This window comes from Azospirillum sp. BE72 (assembly GCF_031455875.1).
Taxonomy (GTDB): Bacteria; Pseudomonadota; Alphaproteobacteria; order Azospirillales; family Azospirillaceae; genus Azospirillum.
The window spans coordinates 49,912-69,353 of sequence record NZ_JAVDTO010000010.1 but is presented as its reverse complement, the minus strand read 5'-3'; the positions used below and the strand labels follow the sequence as shown (position 1 = coordinate 69,353).

The 19,442-nt window shown below is 61.4% G+C and carries 17 protein-coding genes, 1 pseudogene and 1 CRISPR repeat array; of the genes and pseudogenes, 12 read left to right on the top strand and 6 right to left on the bottom strand.

The features are described from left to right. Positions 1-43: 43 nt before the first annotated feature. Positions 44-187: pseudogene (locus J2Y49_RS21615) on the bottom strand (IS6 family transposase); the annotation flags it as partial. A 127-nt stretch (positions 188-314) separates the two neighbouring features. Here J2Y49_RS21615 and J2Y49_RS21610 point away from each other — a divergent pair. After that, positions 315-653, top strand: a complete 339-nt coding sequence (locus J2Y49_RS21610) for a hypothetical protein (RefSeq protein ID WP_149168369.1) — start codon at positions 315-317, stop codon at positions 651-653. Here J2Y49_RS21610 and J2Y49_RS21605 read toward each other — a convergent pair. Continuing rightward, positions 648-1,661: an NAD(P)-dependent oxidoreductase gene (locus tag J2Y49_RS21605; RefSeq protein WP_310117016.1), complete on the bottom strand. Its 1,014-nt coding sequence runs from the start codon at positions 1,659-1,661 to the stop codon at positions 648-650. The two genes, J2Y49_RS21610 and J2Y49_RS21605, sit on opposite strands and share 6 nt — an antisense overlap. A 1,221-nt stretch (positions 1,662-2,882) precedes the next feature. On the opposite strand from J2Y49_RS21605, the gene J2Y49_RS21600 reads away from it, so the two are divergent. From J2Y49_RS21600 to rhuM, 5 genes are all read left to right on the top strand, one after another. Then, positions 2,883-6,068, top strand: a complete 3,186-nt coding sequence (locus J2Y49_RS21600; protein WP_310117015.1) for a DNA methyltransferase — start codon at positions 2,883-2,885, stop codon at positions 6,066-6,068. Positions 6,069-6,323: 255 nt separating this feature from the next. Next, positions 6,324-9,551: a type II CRISPR RNA-guided endonuclease Cas9 gene (gene cas9 / locus J2Y49_RS21595; RefSeq protein ID WP_310117014.1), complete on the top strand. Its 3,228-nt coding sequence runs from the start codon at positions 6,324-6,326 to the stop codon at positions 9,549-9,551. Continuing rightward, entirely contained in the window at positions 9,551-10,513 is a 963-nt protein-coding gene (gene cas1 / locus J2Y49_RS21590; RefSeq protein ID WP_310117013.1) for a type II CRISPR-associated endonuclease Cas1, read from the top strand. The genes cas9 and cas1 overlap by 1 nt, the downstream gene beginning before the upstream one ends. Before the next feature lie 39 nt (positions 10,514-10,552). Beyond that, complete coding sequence (gene cas2, locus J2Y49_RS21585; RefSeq protein ID WP_310117012.1) at positions 10,553-10,852, top strand: CRISPR-associated endonuclease Cas2; 300 nt, start codon at positions 10,553-10,555, stop codon at positions 10,850-10,852. Between the two features lie 731 nt (positions 10,853-11,583). Then, a complete protein-coding gene (gene rhuM, locus J2Y49_RS21580) occupies positions 11,584-12,549 on the top strand; it encodes a RhuM family protein (RefSeq protein WP_310117011.1) in 966 nt (321 codons plus the stop codon). Positions 12,550-12,602: 53 nt separating this feature from the next. On the opposite strand, the gene J2Y49_RS21575 is transcribed toward rhuM, so the two are convergent. Then, positions 12,603-13,574, bottom strand: coding sequence for an IS1595 family transposase (locus J2Y49_RS21575; RefSeq protein WP_310117010.1), 972 nt, complete (start codon positions 13,572-13,574; stop codon positions 12,603-12,605). Positions 13,575-13,686: 112 nt separating this feature from the next. Here J2Y49_RS21575 and J2Y49_RS21570 point away from each other — a divergent pair, with 112 nt between their 5' ends. Continuing rightward, positions 13,687-13,917 carry a DUF6471 domain-containing protein gene (locus tag J2Y49_RS21570; protein WP_310117009.1) on the top strand — a complete coding sequence of 77 codons (231 nt, stop codon included), beginning with the start codon at positions 13,687-13,689 and terminating at the stop codon, positions 13,915-13,917. An 89-nt stretch (positions 13,918-14,006) separates the two neighbouring features. Next, positions 14,007-15,044 (top strand): ParA family protein, encoded by a 1,038-nt coding sequence (locus J2Y49_RS21565; RefSeq protein ID WP_310117008.1) that lies wholly within the window; start codon positions 14,007-14,009, stop codon positions 15,042-15,044. Positions 15,045-15,103: 59 nt separating this feature from the next. Here the strand turns inward: J2Y49_RS21565 and J2Y49_RS21560 are convergent, their stop codons facing one another. Beyond that, positions 15,104-15,535, bottom strand: a complete 432-nt coding sequence (locus J2Y49_RS21560) for a hypothetical protein (RefSeq protein WP_310117007.1) — start codon at positions 15,533-15,535, stop codon at positions 15,104-15,106. A gap of 94 nt (positions 15,536-15,629) precedes the next feature. Further along, positions 15,630-16,260: direct repeats of the CRISPR family, unit length 36 nt; unit sequence AGTGTAGCCGATGGGAAACCGTGGTCCAGCCGCAAC. Between the two features lie 129 nt (positions 16,261-16,389). Here J2Y49_RS21560 and J2Y49_RS21555 point away from each other — a divergent pair. After that, positions 16,390-16,821, top strand: a complete 432-nt coding sequence (locus tag J2Y49_RS21555) for a hypothetical protein (RefSeq protein ID WP_310117006.1) — start codon at positions 16,390-16,392, stop codon at positions 16,819-16,821. A gap of 10 nt (positions 16,822-16,831) precedes the next feature. On the opposite strand, the gene J2Y49_RS21550 is transcribed toward J2Y49_RS21555, so the two are convergent. Further along, positions 16,832-17,053 (bottom strand): hypothetical protein, encoded by a 222-nt coding sequence (locus J2Y49_RS21550; protein ID WP_310117005.1) that lies wholly within the window; start codon positions 17,051-17,053, stop codon positions 16,832-16,834. 263 nt (positions 17,054-17,316) lie between these two features. On the opposite strand from J2Y49_RS21550, the gene J2Y49_RS21545 reads away from it, so the two are divergent. Beyond that, positions 17,317-17,475 carry a hypothetical protein gene (locus J2Y49_RS21545; RefSeq protein WP_310117004.1) on the top strand — a complete coding sequence of 53 codons (159 nt, stop codon included), beginning with the start codon at positions 17,317-17,319 and terminating at the stop codon, positions 17,473-17,475. 45 nt (positions 17,476-17,520) lie between these two features. Here J2Y49_RS21545 and J2Y49_RS21540 read toward each other — a convergent pair whose 3' ends face one another. Then, positions 17,521-17,784 carry a DUF6471 domain-containing protein gene (locus J2Y49_RS21540; RefSeq protein WP_310117003.1) on the bottom strand — a complete coding sequence of 88 codons (264 nt, stop codon included), beginning with the start codon at positions 17,782-17,784 and terminating at the stop codon, positions 17,521-17,523. 80 nt (positions 17,785-17,864) lie between these two features. On the opposite strand from J2Y49_RS21540, the gene J2Y49_RS21535 reads away from it, so the two are divergent. Together J2Y49_RS21535 and J2Y49_RS21530 are read left to right on the top strand one after the other, a co-directional pair. Then, positions 17,865-18,848, top strand: a complete 984-nt coding sequence (locus tag J2Y49_RS21535; protein WP_310117128.1) for an IS1595 family transposase — start codon at positions 17,865-17,867, stop codon at positions 18,846-18,848. Between the two features lie 344 nt (positions 18,849-19,192). Further along, the gene (locus J2Y49_RS21530) at positions 19,193-19,363 is read left to right on the top strand and encodes a DUF1508 domain-containing protein (protein ID WP_310117002.1); all 171 of its coding nucleotides are present in this window, start codon (positions 19,193-19,195) and stop codon (positions 19,361-19,363) included. The last annotated feature ends 79 nt before the right edge of the window (positions 19,364-19,442 follow it).

Genomic DNA, 19,442 nt, shown 5'->3' with positions numbered 1-19,442 from the left:
CCCAAATGCGCAAAGTCGAAAACACCTATCGCGCTCTCCTCTAGCTCACCGTGATGCCGCGCGCCGCCAGCATCTCCTCGACCATCCGAAGGCTCAGAGGGTAGCGATGGTACAGCCACACTGCGGTCATGATGACCTCGGCGGGGTAGCGGTAGCCGGAAAAACGGGGATAGGAACGCGTCGTCATGCCCCTACCGTACCCAGCCCGACCGCCCCCGGCAATCCCGCCGCCGCCAACTTGACGGTGCCCACGGAATAATGTCCGCCTCGAGGATCGGTTCAAGCTCCTGGTCCGGGACCACCTGTCGGAAACGATGGCGCAATTTCCCTATCTCTACCAGCCGCAACTGCCGCCCCACCATGCCGGAGGCTTGGACCCGATCTTCTGGTCCTTCGGCTTCCTCATGGCAACCTGGCTGGCACCGCGCGCCTGGAAGAGCATGACCAACCCGGACAAGCCTGAACACACCACGTTCCAGGCCTTGCACCCTCTTCTGATCGGCACAACGCCTATCATCGAGGCCGACTACCAGCCCTGGCCAAGGCAATCCTCGACCTTCGCGAACACTTCAAGGCCCGCCGCAACAGATCCATGCGGTGATCCGGGGGAATCGGTGAAGGGTGCGCTCACACCGCTTACGTCGCAACTATAGCTGTGCGCTGTCCTGTTTTCTCAGCCACGTTTCGATCACAGACGGATTGACAACGTATTCAGGCACCCGCCACTCTGCCACCGCTAGAAGGTTCTCGCGGAATGCCTCCGGCAGGCGCATCTGAGACTCTACCGTATGTCCTACCATGTGTGGGGTAAGGATGGCGTTTGGAAGGTCGCGCAGCGGACTATTCTCTTTCAGCGGCTCTGGGTCGAACACATCGAGGGCGATGCGCATAGCAGGTCGCTCTGCGGCGAGCGCGGCGAGCGTATCGTCGGGGACGATGCCGCCCCGCGTGATGTTGACAAACACCACGTCCGGTTTCATCCGGCGCAACGCGTCAAGATCCAGCATTCCTCGTGATTCAGGATTGAGCGAAGCCGCCATGATAACGACATCGCTTGTCGCGAGCACCTCATCGAGGCTCTGCGCGGCGACATATGCGGGCATCGGTCGCGTCGTGCGCACCGAGGCGACGAGCCTCACACCCCATGCAGACAGCCGTTCCGCGATAGCCTGTCCAATTTTGCCAAAGCCTATCAGGCCAACTTTCTTTCCCATGAGCATCCGCGCACGGACCTGCGAGGGACGCGGCAGGTTTTCGCGAAGGCAGCGCTCAGTGCCATGAAGGTCATAGAGCGAAGCCAGCGTGAAGAGAACTGCGGCCTCGGCCATGCTGACGGAGTTTTCCGTAATTTGGCCATTCGCCACGAGTATGCCGTTTGCTGTCGCGGCCGAAACATCGAACCCTTCAACCCCTGTGAACGGGGAAACCAATGCGCGCAAACGCGGCATCTTGGCAAACAACTCCCGGTCGGCTGTAAAGCTTGAGGACGCGCCAAGGATTTCCAAACACTGCAGCGCGTCAACTGCGGCAAGCAGATCGTTTCGCGTTAAGAACCGCGCCACACTATGGCCGCGCCGTTGCAACTCGTCATGGGCTGGATTGAAGAATCGATCAAAGGAGGACGATCCCACTAAAGCAACAATCAAGATTTTAACCTCCACATGAGTTACCTAGGACAATCCTAGATGGCGGGTACTACCATTCAAGACCGAGCGTACGTTGTAGTCGTAGACTGCGACCAGATCTGGCTAAATTGCATATCTTCGCTTAGTGTGTACGAACACAGAAATCCAGTGGACCTCACGGCCGATCACCCCGTCGTCCATGAAACCTATTTCGCTACGTCGCAGAGCCACTTATCTGCGGCAACCTCAATGTGATCCAGCACCGTTCCGAAAAAGAACTTTCAACGAGCCATATTTTGTCGACACCGCCTTGATTGTCTCGCGGGACAAGCTCGATTTGCCTGCCGCCGTTTCCGGCGACTGGCTTTTCTGCCCTGCTAACCCTTGCAATCGGGACGAGAAGATGACAATCCCGAAAAATCCAGCTTCTAAGCCAATTCATTTAATCTAGTACCGGTGACCTCGCGTCTCACCTTCGGGCCATGATTGGCTGGAGAACCCAAAGCATCTGCTGACCTATAGAAACGGATAGCTCGGCTCCTGATCAAAAGAATTAATCTACCACAACTGCACCGGCTATCGATACCTGTCCTGGTGGCTTATCCCCGAGTGTCCGGTGGCACAACGAGGCTCTCGCCTTCATCGCCGACGAGGCCACCTTCTGGATCGGCGCATGATAGGAATTATAACCCACAACGCGCAAAGTCGAGTTGGCACCCCTGTGGCGGGATATATGCAAAGGTGCGCAAGCGCCACGTGATGGAGAAGATGGGCGCCCGGTCACTGCCCGATCATGTTCTCATGTCAGCGCAACTCGGGATCCCCGCCCGGTGGCGACGGTGAATGGCCCAGGCCGGTGGCCCGGAAAGCAGGACAAGTGGGAAAGCGGGTTTTATGCGGCAAAACGCCGCAGCATTGACGGCTCGGGGCGCTTCCCCGTTGCTCGCGTCATTGGCTCCGGCCGGTTCCCCCCCGAAGCCTGCCCTTCGCTGAATTCCATGGAAAGGAAGGAATGATCGACCCAAAGCTGGGGGCGGCATCCTTATCATGGGCCCAATATATACGATCAAATGATCAAAATACGGCTCGTTTAAACTCTATGGGCTATGTTATCGAGACGTATAAAAGCACGAAAATCATTCAAACGTATGCTTTGGAAAAAGAGATGATGCGTTCGTGAGTTCTCTGTCCTTAATCTTGTCTTAATATTTTTGGCGCGTATCTGATCTAGATAAACACACCAGAGAACGTGCCAAGATGCTTGACAACGCCATGCGGCCTCGCATGACGGTGGAAGACTTCGTCCGCAAATGGGGGCGGTCTTCACTGGGCGAGAGCCAGGGTTCGCACGAGCATTTCATCGACCTTTGTCATCTCCTGGGGGAGATGCCTCCTGCCGAAGCGGACCCGTCGGCCACCGATTACTGCTTCGAGAAGGCGGTCGCGAAGACGGATCGGCGCCCGGGACGAGCCGATGTCTGGAAACGTGGCTGCTTCGCGTGGGAGTACAAGGGGCCCGGCCGCAACCTGGACGCGGCCTACGCCCAACTGCAGCGCTACGCGCCGGCCTTGGCCAACCCGCCACTGCTGATCGTCAGCGACATGGCGCGGATCCGGGTCTACACGAACTGGACCAACGCGGTCACGGTGACGCACGAGATCGGCCTCCGGGATCTGCTCGATTCCAGCCGGCTGGACATCCTGAAATGGGCCTTTTCCGATCCGGAGCGGCTGCGGCCCGGCCAGACACGGGCCATGCTGACGGAGGAGGTGGCGGCCCGCTTCGCCACCCTGGCCGCCCGGATGGTCGCGCGCGGGCACGACCGCTGGACCGTCGCCCATTTCCTGATGCGGCTGGTCTTCTGCATGTTCGCCGAAGATGTCGGCCTGCTCGGAAAGGGCCTGTTCACCCGGTTGCTGGACGAGGCCGTACGTGACCCGGCCGAGTTCGTTCCGCTGGCGGAGCAACTGTTCCGGTCCATGAAGAACGGCGGACACCTGGGGTTCGAAAAGGTCGAATGGTTCAACGGCGGCCTGTTCGAAGACGCCGGCGCCCTGGCGCTGGACGGGGACGACCTCGCCATCGTGCGCGAAGCGGCGCGGCTGGACTGGTCGGAGATCGACCCGACGATCATGGGCACGCTGTTCGAGCGCGGCCTGAGCCCGGAGCGCCGCCGGGCTCTGGCGCGCGAGGTGGTGCGCCGCGACCGCGACGGCCGTTCCAAAGGGGCGGTGGGGGTCTACTACACGCCCGAGCCCACCATCATGAAGCTGGTGGAGCCTGTCATAACCCGGCCGTTGCGCCGGGAATGGGCGGCGGCGCGGGAGCGGATCACAGCACTGCTCGCCGAGGCCAGGGGGGCGGCACCGCAGCGGCGCGACCGGGCGTGCCGCGACGCGCGGGCGCTCTATGACCGCTTTCTCAAGAGCCTGTGCCGGTTCCGCGTGCTGGATCCGGCCTGCGGCTCCGGCAACTTCCTGTATCTTGCCCTGCGCGAGTTGAAGGATCTGGAGCACGAGGTGGTGATCGACGGGGAGACCTTCGGCTTTCCCCGCCAGCTCGAACTCGATCTGATGGGCAACGAGCGCCCGAAGACCATCGGGCCGGAGGCGGTGCTGGGCATAGACGTGAACCCGCTGGGCGTCGAACTGGCCCGCATCTCCGTCTGGATCGGCGCGATCCAGTGGATGCGCCGCCATGGCTATGACGTGCCGCGCAACCCCATCCTGCAGTCCCTGAAGACCATCGAGCAGAAGGACGCGCTGGTCGACCTGATCGGCGGCGAGACCCGCTGGCCCGATCCGCAAGCCCTCGCTGCGGCTGGGAAGGACGGCGGCGATGAGGATGACGGGGAGCCCTACCGGATGGTCATCGTCGGCAATCCGCCCTTCCTCGGCGACAAGACGATGCTGGGCGAATTGGGTGCGGAGTATGTCACGCGCCTGCGACGCCTGTTCGAAGGGCGTGTGCCGGGTGCGGCGGACCTCGTCTGCTACTGGTTCGAGAAGGCTCGCGCCCTGCTGGAAGAGGGTAAGATCGAGCGCGTCGGACTGGTCGCCACCAACTCCATCCGCGGTGGCGCCAACCGCAGCGTCCTCGACCGCATCCGCGCCGGCGGCACCATCCTGGAAGCGTGGTCCGACGAGCCCTGGACGGTGGACGGCGCCTCCGTCCGCGTGTCGCTGGTGTGCTTCGGCCCCAAGGGACTGGACGAAACACCCCGGCTGGACGGCCGCGAGGTGCCGGAGATCTTCGCCGACCTGACCGCGGGCGGCGTGGATCTGACGACGGCGAAGCCGCTGGCGGAGAATGTCGGGGTGTGTTTTCAGGGACCAGTGAAGGTTGGCGCCTTTGAAGTTCCCGGCAATCTTGCCCGTAAATGGTTGGCTGAACCGCTCAACCCCAATGGCCGGTCAAATATCGACGTCCTGCGTCCATGGCTCAATGGAATGGATGTTGTCCGCCGCCCTTCCGATATGTGGATTGTCGATTTTGGACAGTTAGCCATGGAAGAGGCATGCCTTTATGAAGCGCCATTCTCTCATGTGGAGCAGCATGTAAAAACATCCCGGGCCGTAAATCGAAGAGAACGCCGACGTGTCTATTGGTGGCAACATGGCGAAACAGCATCGGGGCTCAAAACAGCTATTTCAGCACTGAAGCAATGCATCATCACGCCGCGAGTTGCACGGCATCGCGTGTTCGTGTGGTCGCATTCGGACGTGCTTCCCGATAGTCGGTTAAACCTGATTGCCCGAGATGACGATGTGACGTTCGGCATCCTTCACAGCCGGCCTCACGAATTATGGTCGTTGAAACTTGGCGGCCGACATGGTGTCGGCAACGATCCCCAATATACGCCGAGCACGGGCTTCGAAACCTTTCCCTTCCCGGATGGCCTGACGCCTGATCTCCCCGCCTCATCCTACGCCGGCGATCCCCGCGCACAGGCCATCGCCGAGGCGGCAAAGCGGTTGAACGAACTGCGGGAGAGCTGGCTGAATCCAGCGGACCTTGTAGAAGCAGAGTCGGAGGTGGTGGAGAGCTTTCCCGACCGCCTGCTGCCGCGCGACGAGGCCGCCGCTGCGATCCTGAAGACCCGCACCCTGACCAATCTCTACAACCAGCGCCCGGCCTTCCTGGTGAACGTCCATGCGGCTCTCGACGCCGCCGTGGCCGCGGCTTACGGCTGGCCGGCCGACATTTCCGACGAGGAGGTCCTGCGGCGCCTCCTGGCCCTGAACCATGCAACGCCGGCGGCGGATGCGGTCAAACGCCGGAAGAAGGCGGCGAAGCCGATCAACCGCGACCAAGGGAATCTGCTGCTGCCGATCTCGGGTGGAAAACCGGCGCAATCCGACTCTGTGGAAAAGCCCGTGATGGAGCCGCAACGCGCTGCGGAGCCTTCGCGCCCAACTCCGCACCGGAGAAAGGCTGGATGACCGGGGAGAGGATCTTGCACAAACAAGAAGGGGCGAGCCGTAGCCCGCCCCGCATCTTGTGTCCGCCGAGGCGGACTTGTTAACGGCTGGACCACGGTTTCCCATCGGCTAAAACAGGCAACGTTTCCAGTTGAAAAAGAGAATAGCAGAGACCTTCACATGGTCAAGGGTTGTGATAGGCTCGACGGCGAAGAGTTTTCGGCGAATCCATGCCTCCTGAACTCACGTTCATTCAATTCGTAAGCGGACGATCCTATGCAGCCTTACCGCCTTTCCCTTGATCTCGGCACCGCTTCCCTTGGCTGGTGCGTGCTGGACCTCGATCATGATGGAAAGCCGAAGGGCATTCGGCGCATGGGTGTGCGCATCTTCACCGATGGACGCAATCCCCAGGACAAGGCTTCGCTGGCGGTGGCGCGGCGGATCGCGCGGCAGATGCGGCGGCGGCGCGACCGGACGCTGGTGCGCCGCGCGCGGCTGATGGCTGGGCTGATCCGCTTCGGCCTGATGCCCGGCGACCGGGCGGCACGCAAGGCGCTGGAGCGGCTCGACCCCTACGAACTTCGCGCCCGCGGGCTGACCGGGCGGCTGGAGCCGCGGGAGATCGGCCGCGCGCTGTTCCACATCAACCAGCGCCGCGGCTTCAAGGCGATGCGCGGCACCGGCGACGAGGAGGAGGCCGGCAAGATCCGCTCCGGCATCGACCGGCTGGACGTGCAGATGGCGGAGGCCGGCACGCCGACGCTGGGCGCCTTCTTCGCATGGCTGCGCGCCAACGGGCGCAGCGTGCGCGCCCGGCTGGTCGGGCGCGGCGCCAAGGCCGAATACCCCTTCTACCCGGCGCGGCAGATGCTGGAGGCGGAGTTCGATGCGCTGTGGGCGGCGCAGGCGCGCCATCACCCGGACCTGCTGACGGAGGGGGCGCGGATGACCCTGCGCCAGCGCATCTTCCACCAGCGCCCGCTGAAGCCGCCGCAGGTCGGCAAATGTTCCCTGATCCCGGAGGACGAGCGCGCCCCGCGCGCCCTGCCCTCGGCGCAGCGCTTCCGCCTCTACACCGAACTCGCCAACCTCCGGATCATCATGCCGGACCGCAGCGAGCGGCCCCTGACCATGGAGGAACGCGACCTGATCCTGCGCGCGGCGCGCGCGAAGCCGGCCCGCAAGGCCATCGGATTCAAGGACATCCGCAAGGTGCTGAAACTCGGCTCCGACGTCGGATTCTCCCACGAATCCACCCGCAGGCCGGAATTGGCGACCGACGAGACCTCGGCGGTGCTGGCCGACAAGAAGCGCTTCGGCCCGCGCTGGGCGCGGCTGACCCTGGCCGAACAGGACGAGGTGGTCGAGCGGCTGTTGTCGGAAACCGACGATGGAGCCCTGATCGACTGGCTGGTCGCGCGTTGGGATCTGGAGCCGGATGCCGCGGCCCGTGTCGCCGACGCACGGCTGCCCGACTTCCACCTGCGTGTTGGCCGGAAGGCCCTGGCCGCCCTGCTGCCGGTGCTGGAATCCGAATCGCGCGAGGGACGGCCCATCCGCTATGACGAGGCCGTGCCCGTCGCCTTCCCCGGCGCCCACCATTCGGACCGCCGGCCGGGCGAGCGGCTGGACCGCTTGCCCTACTATGCGAAGGTGCTGGAACGCCATGTCGCCTTCGGCACCGGCGAGCCGGATGACTTGGAGGAGAAGCGGCTCGGCCGGCTCGCCAACCCGACCGTGCATATCGGGCTCAATCAGGTCCGGACGGTGGTCAACGCGCTGATCGACCGCTACGGCCCGCCGCACGAGATCGTTGTGGAACTGGCGCGCGAGGTGAAGCAGACACAGGAGAAGCGTCGCCAGAGGGAGAAGGAACAGGCGGAAAACCAGCGCCGGAACGAGGAGCGCAAGGCCCTGCTGCGCAGCGTCAACGTACCGGTCAACGGCCGCAACCTGATGAAGCTCCGCCTGTGGGAGGAGCAGGGCAGTGGGGTCAACCGCCGCTGCCCCTACACCGGCGAGACCATCGGGCTGGAGTTGCTGCTGTCGGAGAAGGTGGACATCGACCACATCCTGCCCTTCTCCCGCACGCTGGACGACAGCGCCGCCAACAAAATCGTCTGCCTGACCGCCGCCAACCGCGACAAGCGCAACCTGACGCCCTACGAGCGCTGGCACGGCGACGAGGCGCGCTGGTCGCGGATTCTCGGCTGCGTCGAGGACTTGCCGCCCAACAAGCGCTGGCGCTTCGCCGAAGGCGCTATGAACCGCTGGGGAGAGGAGAAGGAGTTCCTTTCCCGGCAGATCACCGACACGCAGTATCTCGCCCGGCTGGCGCGGGAATATCTGCGCCATGTCTGCCACCCCGACCGCGTGCGCGTCTCGCCGGGGCGGCTGACCGCCCTGCTGCGCCGGCGCTGGGGTGTCGATTCCATCCTGCGCGATCACAACCGCGAGGGCGGCGAAGCGCCGGTCGACGCGACCTTCGCCAAGAACCGCGACAACCACCTGCACCACGCGCTGGACGCGGCGGTGATCGGCTGCATCGACCAGGGCATGGTGCAGAGGCTGGCCCAGGCGGCATCCCGTGCGGAGGATCTGGGGCTCGACCGCCTGATGGACGACATCGACGATCCCTGGGACGGCTTCCGCGACGAGTTGGCGGCGCGGGCGCGCGGCGTGATCGTCTCGCACAAGCCGGAGCACGGCACCGGCGGCCGTCTGCACGAGGACACGGCCTATGGCCCGACCCTGGAGGCGGAGCGGGCGCTCGGCTTCAACCTCGTCTACCGCAAGCCGCTCGACGGGCTGACGGAGAAGGAAGTCGCGCGCATCCGTGCCCCCGACTTGCGCAAAGCCATGCAGGAGCGCGTCGCATTCCACCGGAACGGCCCGGACCGGCTGGACGCCAAGCAGGCGGTGGCGAAGGCGGCGGAGGATCTGGCGGCGACCGAACCCTGGGTGGGCATCCGGCGTGTCCGCCTGCTGGCCAAGGAAGCCGATCCGATCTGGCTCGCCGGGCCGGACGGCGAACCCTACAAGGGGCTGATAGCCGGCGACGTGCACCACATCGACATCGTGGCGCTTCCGGATGGCCGCTGGGCCGGGCGCGCCGCCACCTTGTTCGAGGCCCGCCGGACCGCCCTGCCGGACGGCCGTGCCGCACCCTATGTGCCGGCCGATGGCGAGCGCTTCGTCATGCGCCTGCACAAGGGCGACCTCGTCAGGCTGGACCATGACGGGCGCCTGCGCATCATGCGCGTGGCCCGGCTGGAGCCTGCCAACAACCGCCTGCGCATGGTCGAACATGTGGACGCCGGGGAACTGGACAAGCGCCACGCCGATCCGGACGACCCGTTCCGCTGGCTGATCGTCGCCTTCGACAAGCTGCGCACGCGCAGGGCGAGGCGGGTGACCGTCGACCCGCTGGGCCGGGTGCGCGACCCCGGATTCCCGAAATGGGCGGCGATGCCCGTTTCCGGCGAGGCGGAGCCCGCCTGATGACCGGCCGCATCGTCGAGATCGCCGAGGATGGCCGCCACCTGTCGCTGTCACGCGGCTTCCTGGTGGTGGAAGGGCAGGGGCGGGAGATCGGGCGCGTGCCGCTCGACGACATCGGCGCGGTGGTCGCCAACGCCCATGGGCTGACCTACAGCAACAACCTGCTGCTGGCCCTTGCCGAGCGCGGCGTCGCGGTGGTGCTGTGCGGACCGAACCATGTGCCGGCGGCCTTCCTGTGGCCGGTGGACGGCCATCATGTACAGGCCCAGCGCATGCGCGCCCAGTTGAACGTCTCGGTGCCGCAGACGAAGCGGCTGTGGCAGTTGCTTGTGCGTGCCAAGGTCCGCCAGCAGGGCGCGGTGCTGGAGGCGCGCGGCGCGCCCGCCGGTGCGTTCGAGCCGCTGGCCCGCAAGGTGCGCTCCGGCGACCCCGACAACATCGAGGCGCAGGCGGCGCGCCGGTACTGGCCGCTGCTGTTCGGGAACGATTTCCGGCGCGATTCGGACGCCGACGGTGTGAACGGCCTGTTGAACTACGGTTACGCCATCCTGCGCTCCACCGTGGCGCGGTCGGTGATGGGGGCGGGACTGCACCCCACGCTCGGCCTGTTCCACCGCAACCGGGCCAACCCGCTGTGTCTGGTGGACGACCTGATGGAACCGTTCCGCCCCTTCGTGGACCTCGCCGTCGCCCGGCTGGCCGACGCGGGGCACGAAGCGGTGACGCCGGACACCAAACGTTTCCTGGCGCTTGTCCCGTCGCTCGACCTGCCGACGGCGGAGGGCACCACGCCGCTGTCCACGGTGGTGATGCGGGCAGCGACGTCACTGGCACAGGCCTACGAAAAGGGGGAAGCGGTGCTTGACCTTCCGGCCGGGGAAGGCAGCAAAGCCTGGGCGCCTATGCCTTTGGAATGGCCTGCTCCCCCACCCGCGCGGTCGAACGTGCCGCAACCGGCCTGACGGACCGCTGCAATGTTGAGCGGATACCGGATCATGTGGATGATGGTGCTGTTCGACCTGCCGGTCCTGACCAAACGCGAACGCAAGGCCGCGACGACCTTTCGCAAGTTCCTGCTGGACCAGGGCTTCGAGATGTCGCAGTTCTCCGTGTATCTCCGCCATTGCGTTGGCAAAGAGCAATCGGAAGCGCTGACCCGCCGAATCGAGAAGGCAGTTCCACCAACCGGCAAGGTGCACATCGTCTTCATCACGGACAAGCAGTATGAAACCATCGTGTGCTTTGATGGACGAGTCCGTCAGCCCGCTCGGAAAAATCCGGAGCAATACGTTCTTTTCTAACGGCCCGAGCGGCGGAATCGAGGCAGTGAAGCAACGGGATAAGGCTGTTTTTTCAAAGCCTTATCCCGCCACGAAGTGTAGCCGATGGGAAACCGTGGTCCAGCCGCAACCCAAGGACTTCATGAGCGTCGATACCAAGAAGTGTAGCCGATGGGAAACCGTGGTCCAGCCGCAACGCATCCATGCCGACCGGAACGTCGCCGCCGAGTGTAGCCGATGGGAAACCGTGGTCCAGCCGCAACAACTACATCAACGGCGACCGGAAGCCGTGTAGTGTAGCCGATGGGAAACCGTGGTCCAGCCGCAACATCGAGCCGGTGCCCAAGCTGGCAAATGGCAGTGTAGCCGATGGGAAACCGTGGTCCAGCCGCAACGCTGTCATCGACGGGGCGCAGTGGTGCAAGAGTGTACGGTATTCGGTAGCAAACACACCCACGGCAAAAAGCACGCACGCATATAAATAACCGTTAGTATTCAAACGGAACGCTAAGGGCACGGGCAGTGAACTTATGCGAACGGAGTCGCTTGACTCTCCATCGGCGCGTAATCCACAATAAAGGATGGTGCTCGCGTCAAAAGAGAAAAGGCCGGGGTGCGGACCCCGGCCTTTGATCGAAGTGGGCACCGTAGCGGACTGCGGCGACCCAGTATCTAAGCAACTCTGAGAATGCACTGGGGGGACGCTGGCGTCAAGGCAGTTCGCACATGCGAAACGGCAATGGAGAACTGCCATGAGCGACCAGTACGACTTTCACGCCCAACTCGTCGTTGTCGATTTCCACGACCAGAAGGTTCCTGTAGTGCACTTCGAGGGGCGCCCTTACGTTCCCGTGAAACCGCTATGCCTGAACATGGGTTTGGATTGGAATGGACAATACCAGCGAATTCAAAGAGATAGCGTCCTATCAGAAGGTATGTGCGTCATACACATACCTTCAAATGGCGGCATGCAGGAGACGGTGTGCCTTCCGTTGGAGTATCTGAACGGTTGGCTGTTTGGCATTGATGATAAGCGCGTCCGAGAGGATCTGCGGGACCGACTCATCATGTACAAGCGCGAGTGCTACTCGACGCTTCATAGCTATTATGCCCGCGGCTTCGCGATTGATGATCAGCGTATCAACACGGACGAGGTTGCCCGCGAAGCGCTAATCGCTAGGCTGCGACAACTCCGAACCGAGGACAAGGCGCTCTACAAGAAGATCCTCGACGCTATCAAAGAGACCAGTGAGGATTACGAGTTCGTCAAGGACGCCTTTCCCAAGCGCCTCTCGGCGTTCTTCGCGGCCATCCAGAACAAGTTTCACTTCGCCGTTGCCGGAAAGACATCCGCCGAACTGGTCTGCGATAACGCGGACGGAAGCAAGCCCTATGCTGGAATGCTGGCCTACGCTGGCGATCCGCACGCCATCACGGCGGCCGACGTGGCGACGGGCAAGAACTACCTCGGCGAACGGGACTTCCGGAAGCTGGAGAACCTGTACGAGCAGCTCTGGCTCACCATCGAGGCTCGCATGTTGAACGGCGGGAAGATGACCATCGCCAAGTGGGAGAGTGAGCTACAGAACCTTCTGCTGTTCAACGGCTACCAAGTGATGACGACCTACAGCGACGTGACCCGCCAGGATGCCGAAGCCGTCGCCAAGCGGGAGGCCAGGGCGTACAAGGCGCGGCTGCGTCTCCAATTGCCTGATTAACCGTCATCCCCACCAGGGGCGGCACGGGCGCCTTTCGGGGAGGGGTATGTCACTCAGACCCGGCCGCGCTGCCAGTACCCGGACCAATCCACGGACGGCGGCAGCGCGGCGGCACGGAAGCCCACGGTGCGGAACTGTTCGCCGTTGCTGGTCCGGCGCTGGTCTTCACGCCACGCCATTTCGGCAGCGTAGCGGTTCAGGTACTTGCCGCCGATCCGGTGATACTGGCCCCACTGCGCACGGCGCAGACGGGCGAAGTAGCTCTCCGCCTGATTGGTGCAGGCGTCATCCGCGCTGTAGGCTTCTTGGTGGTTGATGCGCTTCATGTTGAAGCGGGCATGCAGGGGGTTCCAACCGGCGGCTTCATCGGCATGGACGGTGGAGGCGCGATCAACGCGGGCCTTGATGAAGGCGACGCTTTCCTCTTCGGAGCGGAAGACCTGGGTGACAGTCCGGTCGTCGCGCTCACGGGCCACGACAACCACCTGACGCTTGCCCGTCTGGTTCTCGGCAAGGCGGCGGTCCTTCCGGTCTTCCTTGCGGTTCTCGGGGCGGACGTGCCCACCGACATAGCAGCCGTCAACTTCCACGTCGGCGCCGTCGCCACCGAGCACCACGCCACGGACTTCCGCCGCCATGGCTTCCCGGAGCTTGTGGGCCAGCACATAGGCCGTCTTGTACTGAACGTCGAGATCACGGCCGAGCTGGAGAGCGGAGATACCCTTGACCGCGTTGACGAAGATGATGATGGCGATCAGGTAATCCCGGATCGGCAGCTTGCGCGAGGCGAACAGGGTGCCGGAGGTTTCGGAGAACTGGCGGCGGCACGCCTTGCACTTGAACACGTTCCGGGTGGTGTACTCGTAGCACTTCGGGCAATCGCAGTAGAGGCACACGGCGGCGCCCTTGGTGTCGGGCCAGCGGATTTGACGGAATAGCGCGCGGGCTTCCCCGTCCGTCATGCGCGCAACCTGTTTCAGGCTGACGGTGCGGGCAGTGGCGGACATGAGGAAGTGCTGGGCCATGACTGCGTATCCGTGTGTTTCCTTACAGATACGTTAGCTTTAACGACCATCCTTGTCAACGGAAAAGCTATCACATATGTTGGTTTCCATGCGTTAACGAGAGGTATCTGGCATGGAAGCGAAGGACGAATGGGCAGGCCGCGCCAAGCGGTTCATGAAGGCCGAGTTGAAGCGGCATGACGTGACCTATGACGAATTGGCCCGCCGGTTGTCAGCTATGGGGATCGAGGAAACGGAAGGCTCTGTCACGGTGAAGATCAACCGGGGCGCATTCCCGACGTGGTTCTTCCTTGCCAGCATGAAGGCGATTGGGTGCCCAGCGGTGAGGGTGGATGATGTGTAAACATGGGGACCTTGCGCTTGCCATGCCTCTCGGTTGGAAGCTATAGTTGACTGCAATTACTAGATTTACTGAAAACGGAGGTCTTAGAAATGGACAGGATTAAGTATCTTATTTGGAACAACAAAGGAGGGGTTGGGAAAACATTTCTTACTTATATGCTTTCTGTTGAGTACGCCATCAAGCACCCCTCTGAAGAGGTTGTTGTGGTCGATGCGTGCCCACAGGCAAACGTATCTGAGATGATACTTGGCGGAAATGGCAAGGGAGAAGCAAATCTAGAAGCTCTCCGAGGGAACAATATAACAATTGCCGGATATATTAAAGATAGATATGAGCGATCTAAGTCTGCTAAGCTAGGAACGGAAACAAATTATTTTGTCAAAGCCGATGATTACAACAAGAACATGCCGCCAAATCTGTATCTTCTCCCCGGTGATGTGGATCTTGATATTTGCTCGACAATTATAAACTACATGGGGACAGCTCCGGAAAAGAGCGCGTGGAAGAAAAGCAGACTCCTTTTGAGTGATTTGATAAGCTCATTTGAGCAACGCAAGCAGTCAATCGATAAGAAGCAGGTATATTTTATAGACTGTAATCCTAGTTTTGCTAATTATACGGAAATGGCTGTTGTGGCGTCATCTAGGATTATCGTCCCGTGTACGGCGGACGCGGCGTCAATAAGGGGGATTAGAAATCTATTCAAACTGATATACGGCATCGACCTTGGTTCAGAAAAATTGGAGGACGAGGTATTCCTTGTCTTTCATTCCAACGCTACAGCAGCGGGGCTAAGCCTCCCTGACATTCATAGGTTTGTACAAAATAAATCTAGGTCTAATCTAGCCGATGCAGCGACGGCTTTTAAGTCCCATGTCGCAGAGATTAAAAACGTCGTCGCATCGGTGAAGGCGGCACACCCAGAGGTATTTTCGAGCAATGGCGGAGGAGACGTTCTTAATGTAAAAGATGGAAATACTCTTGCGGCGATCATCAATCATGTTGGTCTGCCTCTTTCAAAATTGCCAGCAAAGAAATATCAGATATACGGCAAAAGCACTCAGGCAAGCGACTCTCAAATTGGGCCGCTGGTCAAAGACCTGGATGCGGTTCTAGCTACACTATAGGAAGATTTTGTGTACCAACCACATAGGTAGGCACTGCGTTAGCGCCTACCTACGTGATGTTACCCCGCCACCTTCCACGCCGTCACCTTGCCATCTTCAACCCGCTCCACCAGATCGGCGGCTTGCCGGGTGACGGTGTTATGAACCAGCTTCGTGACCAGCTTTCCAGTGCGTGCGTCGGTGGTGTCCATCCCCCGGCGCTGCATCACCTCGACGGCGATGTCTCGTACGGTCATGGGGGCCGGTGCGATGCGGAGAACGTCCAGCACCATGCGGGATAGCTCCCCCGGCTTGAACCAGTCGTTTCGCTTCCTGACGGCCTTGGGTGCGATCTCTTCGGGGACGACATCCGGGGCGCATAGGCGCAGCACGGCGTCGATGTGGACCAGATCGGCCCGGTGCTGGGCGATGCGCTTTTCGAGGTCAGCGATGACGCCGGAGACTTCGGCGCGCTTGGCGGTCAAGCCGGAGATCAGATAGGTGTCGCCCATGGCTTCCTCACTGGAAGGGAATGGGCTACAGTTTAGCTAAATCAATGATTTGGCGGCTATTGGGCCGTGGGTGTGTTTGCTACCGAATACCGAGAGTGTAGCCGATGGGAAACCGTGGTCCAGCCGCAACCGGCATGATCGAGCGCTGCCTGGGGCTGAAAGTGTAGCCGATGGGAAACCGTGGTCCAGCCGCAACAGCATCACCAACGAGGACCGGCGCCGGTATAGTGTAGCCGATGGGAAACCGTGGTCCAGCCGCAACACCGCCGCGCAGTTCGACTTCAAGCAGCTGAGTGTAGCCGATGGGAAACCGTGGTCCAGCCGCAACCATGCGCATCGACTTGTCGTGCCTCAAAAGAGTGTAGCCGATGGGAAACCGTGGTCCAGCCGCAACAGTGGAACCGCGACATGGATCTGCAGATCCAAGTGTAGCCGATGGGAAACCGTGGTCCAACCGCAACGGCCTCGGCCTGGACGACCTGGACCTGTCGAGTGTAGCCGATGGGAAACCGTGGTCCAGCCGCAACTCGCGGTCGCTCGCCCCCACACCATCCATCAGTGTAGCCGATGGGAAACCGTGGTCCAGCCGCAACGTCGGGTCAGGCATCCAAAGGAATGGCGTGAGTGTAGCCGATGGGAAACCGTGGTCCAGCCGCAACGGCCGTCTCGCGGCGCTGCGTGCGGTCGACAGTGTAGCCGATGGGAAACCGTGGTCCAGCCGCAACAGCATGTGGCAGCAGGAATGTTGCTGTGGGAGTGTAGCGGTATTCGGTAGCAAACACACCCACGGCCAGATAGCCGACAACTCATTGATTTAGCTACACTATAGCCCATTTCGATCCGATGAGGAAGTCATGGGCGACACTTACCTGATCTCCGGCTTGACGGCCAAGCGCGCCGAAGTCTCCGGCGTCATCGCTGACCTTGAAAAGCGCATTGCCCAGCACCGGGCCGATCTGGTCCACATCGACGCCGTGCTTCGCCTATGCGCCCCGGATGTCGTCCCCGAAGAGATCGCACCCAAGGCCGTCAGGAAGCGGAATGACTGGTTCAAGCCGGGGGAGTTGGCCCGCATGGTGCTGGACGTTCTCCGCATCGCACCAGCCCCCATGACCGTGAGAGACATCGCCGTTGAGGTGATGCAGCGCCGAGGGCTGGACACCACCGACGCACGCACCGGAAAGCTGGTCACGAAGCTGGTTCACAACGCCGTCACCCGGCAAGCCGCCGATCTGGTGGAGCGGGTGGAGAATGGCAAGGTGACGGCGTGGAGGGTGGCGCATTAAAAGACGCCACTTAGCTCATCAGATCTTTCACGATCTCGTCATCATTATCGCTTCCATGGTCAAGGCTGACCGTCTCGTCCGCGGCAATCCCAGGGACGTAGTCGCCATAGGGTTCGCCTTTGATCCACCAACCAAGCTTTCTAAGCGAGATCAGTTCAGACGACTGCCCTAGCTTTGCGGATAGGTTTGCTTTCGGATCGTTTCCGCCGATCACGACGCCGGCTGCGGTCAACGCATCGCAAAGATCACCCAGGGGGGCAGACCAGATAGAATTGGAGTCAAGGAGGGTAGGAAGTGAAATTATTAGAGGGCAACCGTTGCCCTAGCGCCTCGACGGAGGAAGAGACGCGGCCGGTCAGTTTGAAGGATCCGACCCCCTCGCCCTGACCGGCTTGGCTATAATGAGCACCCGTAACGCTGGGCGTCCATCGAACACGATCAGGATCCTAGCGTTTCGGGTTCCATTTTGCAACTCGAAACAAGGAGTCCATGTCTATGGATGCCACCCCCTGTGTTCGCCCCGAGTATGAGGGCGACGGCTTCTACACCAAGGTCATCACCCTTCGGAACGGTCGCAAGCTTTATGCAGCGGCCTACGGCCTTCAGGCGTTTTACTGCCGCTCTCGCAGCAAGAAGCCGAAGCGCAAGGACTGATCAACGTTTCTGACTTGGGCAGCGGGGCGGCTTCGGTCGCCCCGCTCATTCTGTTGTCAGGCTGAGTGTTTTACATCCGATTGCCTCTAGGCATTGCATCAAAAAGACAGCGGTGAATTTTCCGCGACTCACCTTGTTCGCGATGTTCTCTGGGGATTCCTGCACCCCCAACTCTCCCAAGCGATGGGCAAGCTGCTCGTATGTCACGTTCCTGCGCTTCAACTCGGCCTTGAGAATGCCCTTCACCTGATCCGCCCACTCCTTGTCCGTCTTCATCGCACCCTCGTAGATCATGATGGAAATCATCATACGCGATATAAACCTATTGACAAGCCCTGCGGCAGGTATCATGATTTGCGATATGTAAATCATCGCTTACGGTGAATGTCATAGCTCAGCACTTCCTCATGTCCGCCACCGCTCGCACCGTCAGCCTGAAACAGGTTGCGCGCATGACGGATGGGGAAGCCCGCGCGCTGTTCCGTCAAATCCGTTGGCCCGACACCAAGGGCGCCGCCGTGTGCCCCTACTGCGATTGCCCGAAGTGCTACGAGTACACCACCCGGAACGTGTTCAAGTGCAAGGCGTGCCGTCGCCAGTTCTCCGAAACCTCCGGCACCCTGTTCGCCTCGCGCAAGCTGCCGATCCGGGATTACCTGATCGCCATCATCATCTTCGTCAACGCGGTCAAGGGTATCTCCGCTCTCCAGCTGGGCCGCGATCTCGACGTTCAGTACAAGACGGCCTATGTGCTGGCCCACAAGCTCCGGCAAGCCATGGCGGCGGAAGTCCGCGGCGTGGTGCTCGGTGGCGACGGCGCCGACGTGGAAGTTGACGGCTGCTATGTCGGTGGTCACGTCCGCCCTGAGAACCGCAAGGAAGACCGGAAGGACCGCCGCCTTACCGAGAACCAGACGGGCAAGCGTCAGGTTGTTGTCGTGGCCCGTGAGCGTGAAGGCCGGACTGTCACCCAGGTTTTCCGCTCCGAAGAGGAAAGCGTCGCCTTCATCAAGGCCCGCGTTGATCGCGCCTCGACCGTCCATGCCGATGAAGCCGCCGGTTGGAACAGCCTGCATGCCCGCTTCAACATGAAGCGCATCAACCATCAGGAAGCCTACAGCGCGGATGACGCCTGCACCAACCAAGCGGAGTCCTACTTCGCCTGTCTGCGCCGTGCGCAGTGGGGCCAGTATCACCGGATCGGTGGCAAGTACCTGAACCGCTATGCCGCCGAAATGGCGTGGCGGGAAGACCAGCGCCGGACCAGCAACGCCGAACAGTTCCGCACCGTGGGCTTCCGTGCCGCCGCGCTGCCGCCGTCCGTGGATTGGTCCGGGTATTGGCTGCGTAGCCGCGCCGCACAATTCATATAACAACAAATGATTCGTCGCTAAGAATACGTAGATATGCATCTACCGTTTCTCAACATACGCTAATGCTTTGCTTCTTAAGTCTTTTGCAGATCCCGTTGACTCCAGACCCTAATCCCAAGAAGTCTCATCAGAAGCTTTCCGAAAAGTCGGGACGGCGGCATGGGAACTGTTGGTACGTCAATGCGGGCCATAGCCTCGCCATCGAAACGCGCCAAGGCAATTCCCTTTAACCGCTCCCTGGCGTCGTGCGCGTCGCGCGCCTTGATGGGCAGAACCCATTCAGAGCCGTCGTGTCGGTAAGTGAACAAGTATGTCTTAAACGCTTCTTCCATGAAGGAACCCCCATGACGTATTGGATGTACAAAGACAAATCTGACGAGTGGCGCTGGTATCTTCAGGCGGCAAACAACCGGAAAATTGCCGACTCTGGGGAAGGCTACAAGAACAAGAGCGACTGCGAGGACGCGATCAAGCTTGTTCAGGGATCAGGATCAGCCCCTATCAAAGAGCGGTAAATTGGAGAGCGAAGCCCCGTTTATTGGTTCAATGCGGGGCTTCGCCTGCACGAGCAAGAGGCATTCCATTCGTTCGCGT

What these genes read in the sequence shown, in the direction of transcription:
- J2Y49_RS21610 (WP_149168369.1), top strand. Translation starts at nt 315, where the DNA reads ATGGCGCAATTTCCCTATCTCTACCAGCCGCAACTGCCGCCCCACCAT.
- J2Y49_RS21600 (WP_310117015.1), top strand. Translation starts at nt 2,883, where the DNA reads ATGCTTGACAACGCCATGCGGCCTCGCATGACGGTGGAAGACTTCGTC.
- cas9 (WP_310117014.1), top strand. Translation starts at nt 6,324, where the DNA reads ATGCAGCCTTACCGCCTTTCCCTTGATCTCGGCACCGCTTCCCTTGGC.
- cas1 (WP_310117013.1), top strand. Translation starts at nt 9,551, where the DNA reads ATGACCGGCCGCATCGTCGAGATCGCCGAGGATGGCCGCCACCTGTCG.
- cas2 (WP_310117012.1), top strand. Translation starts at nt 10,553, where the DNA reads ATGATGGTGCTGTTCGACCTGCCGGTCCTGACCAAACGCGAACGCAAG.
- rhuM (WP_310117011.1), top strand. Translation starts at nt 11,584, where the DNA reads ATGAGCGACCAGTACGACTTTCACGCCCAACTCGTCGTTGTCGATTTC.
- J2Y49_RS21575 (WP_310117010.1), bottom strand. Translation starts at nt 13,574, where the DNA reads ATGGCCCAGCACTTCCTCATGTCCGCCACTGCCCGCACCGTCAGCCTG.
- J2Y49_RS21570 (WP_310117009.1), top strand. Translation starts at nt 13,687, where the DNA reads ATGGAAGCGAAGGACGAATGGGCAGGCCGCGCCAAGCGGTTCATGAAG.
- J2Y49_RS21565 (WP_310117008.1), top strand. Translation starts at nt 14,007, where the DNA reads ATGGACAGGATTAAGTATCTTATTTGGAACAACAAAGGAGGGGTTGGG.
- J2Y49_RS21560 (WP_310117007.1), bottom strand. Translation starts at nt 15,535, where the DNA reads ATGGGCGACACCTATCTGATCTCCGGCTTGACCGCCAAGCGCGCCGAA.
- J2Y49_RS21555 (WP_310117006.1), top strand. Translation starts at nt 16,390, where the DNA reads ATGGGCGACACTTACCTGATCTCCGGCTTGACGGCCAAGCGCGCCGAA.
- J2Y49_RS21545 (WP_310117004.1), top strand. Translation starts at nt 17,317, where the DNA reads ATGGATGCCACCCCCTGTGTTCGCCCCGAGTATGAGGGCGACGGCTTC.
- J2Y49_RS21540 (WP_310117003.1), bottom strand. Translation starts at nt 17,784, where the DNA reads ATGATGATTTCCATCATGATCTACGAGGGTGCGATGAAGACGGACAAG.
- J2Y49_RS21530 (WP_310117002.1), top strand. Translation starts at nt 19,193, where the DNA reads ATGACGTATTGGATGTACAAAGACAAATCTGACGAGTGGCGCTGGTAT.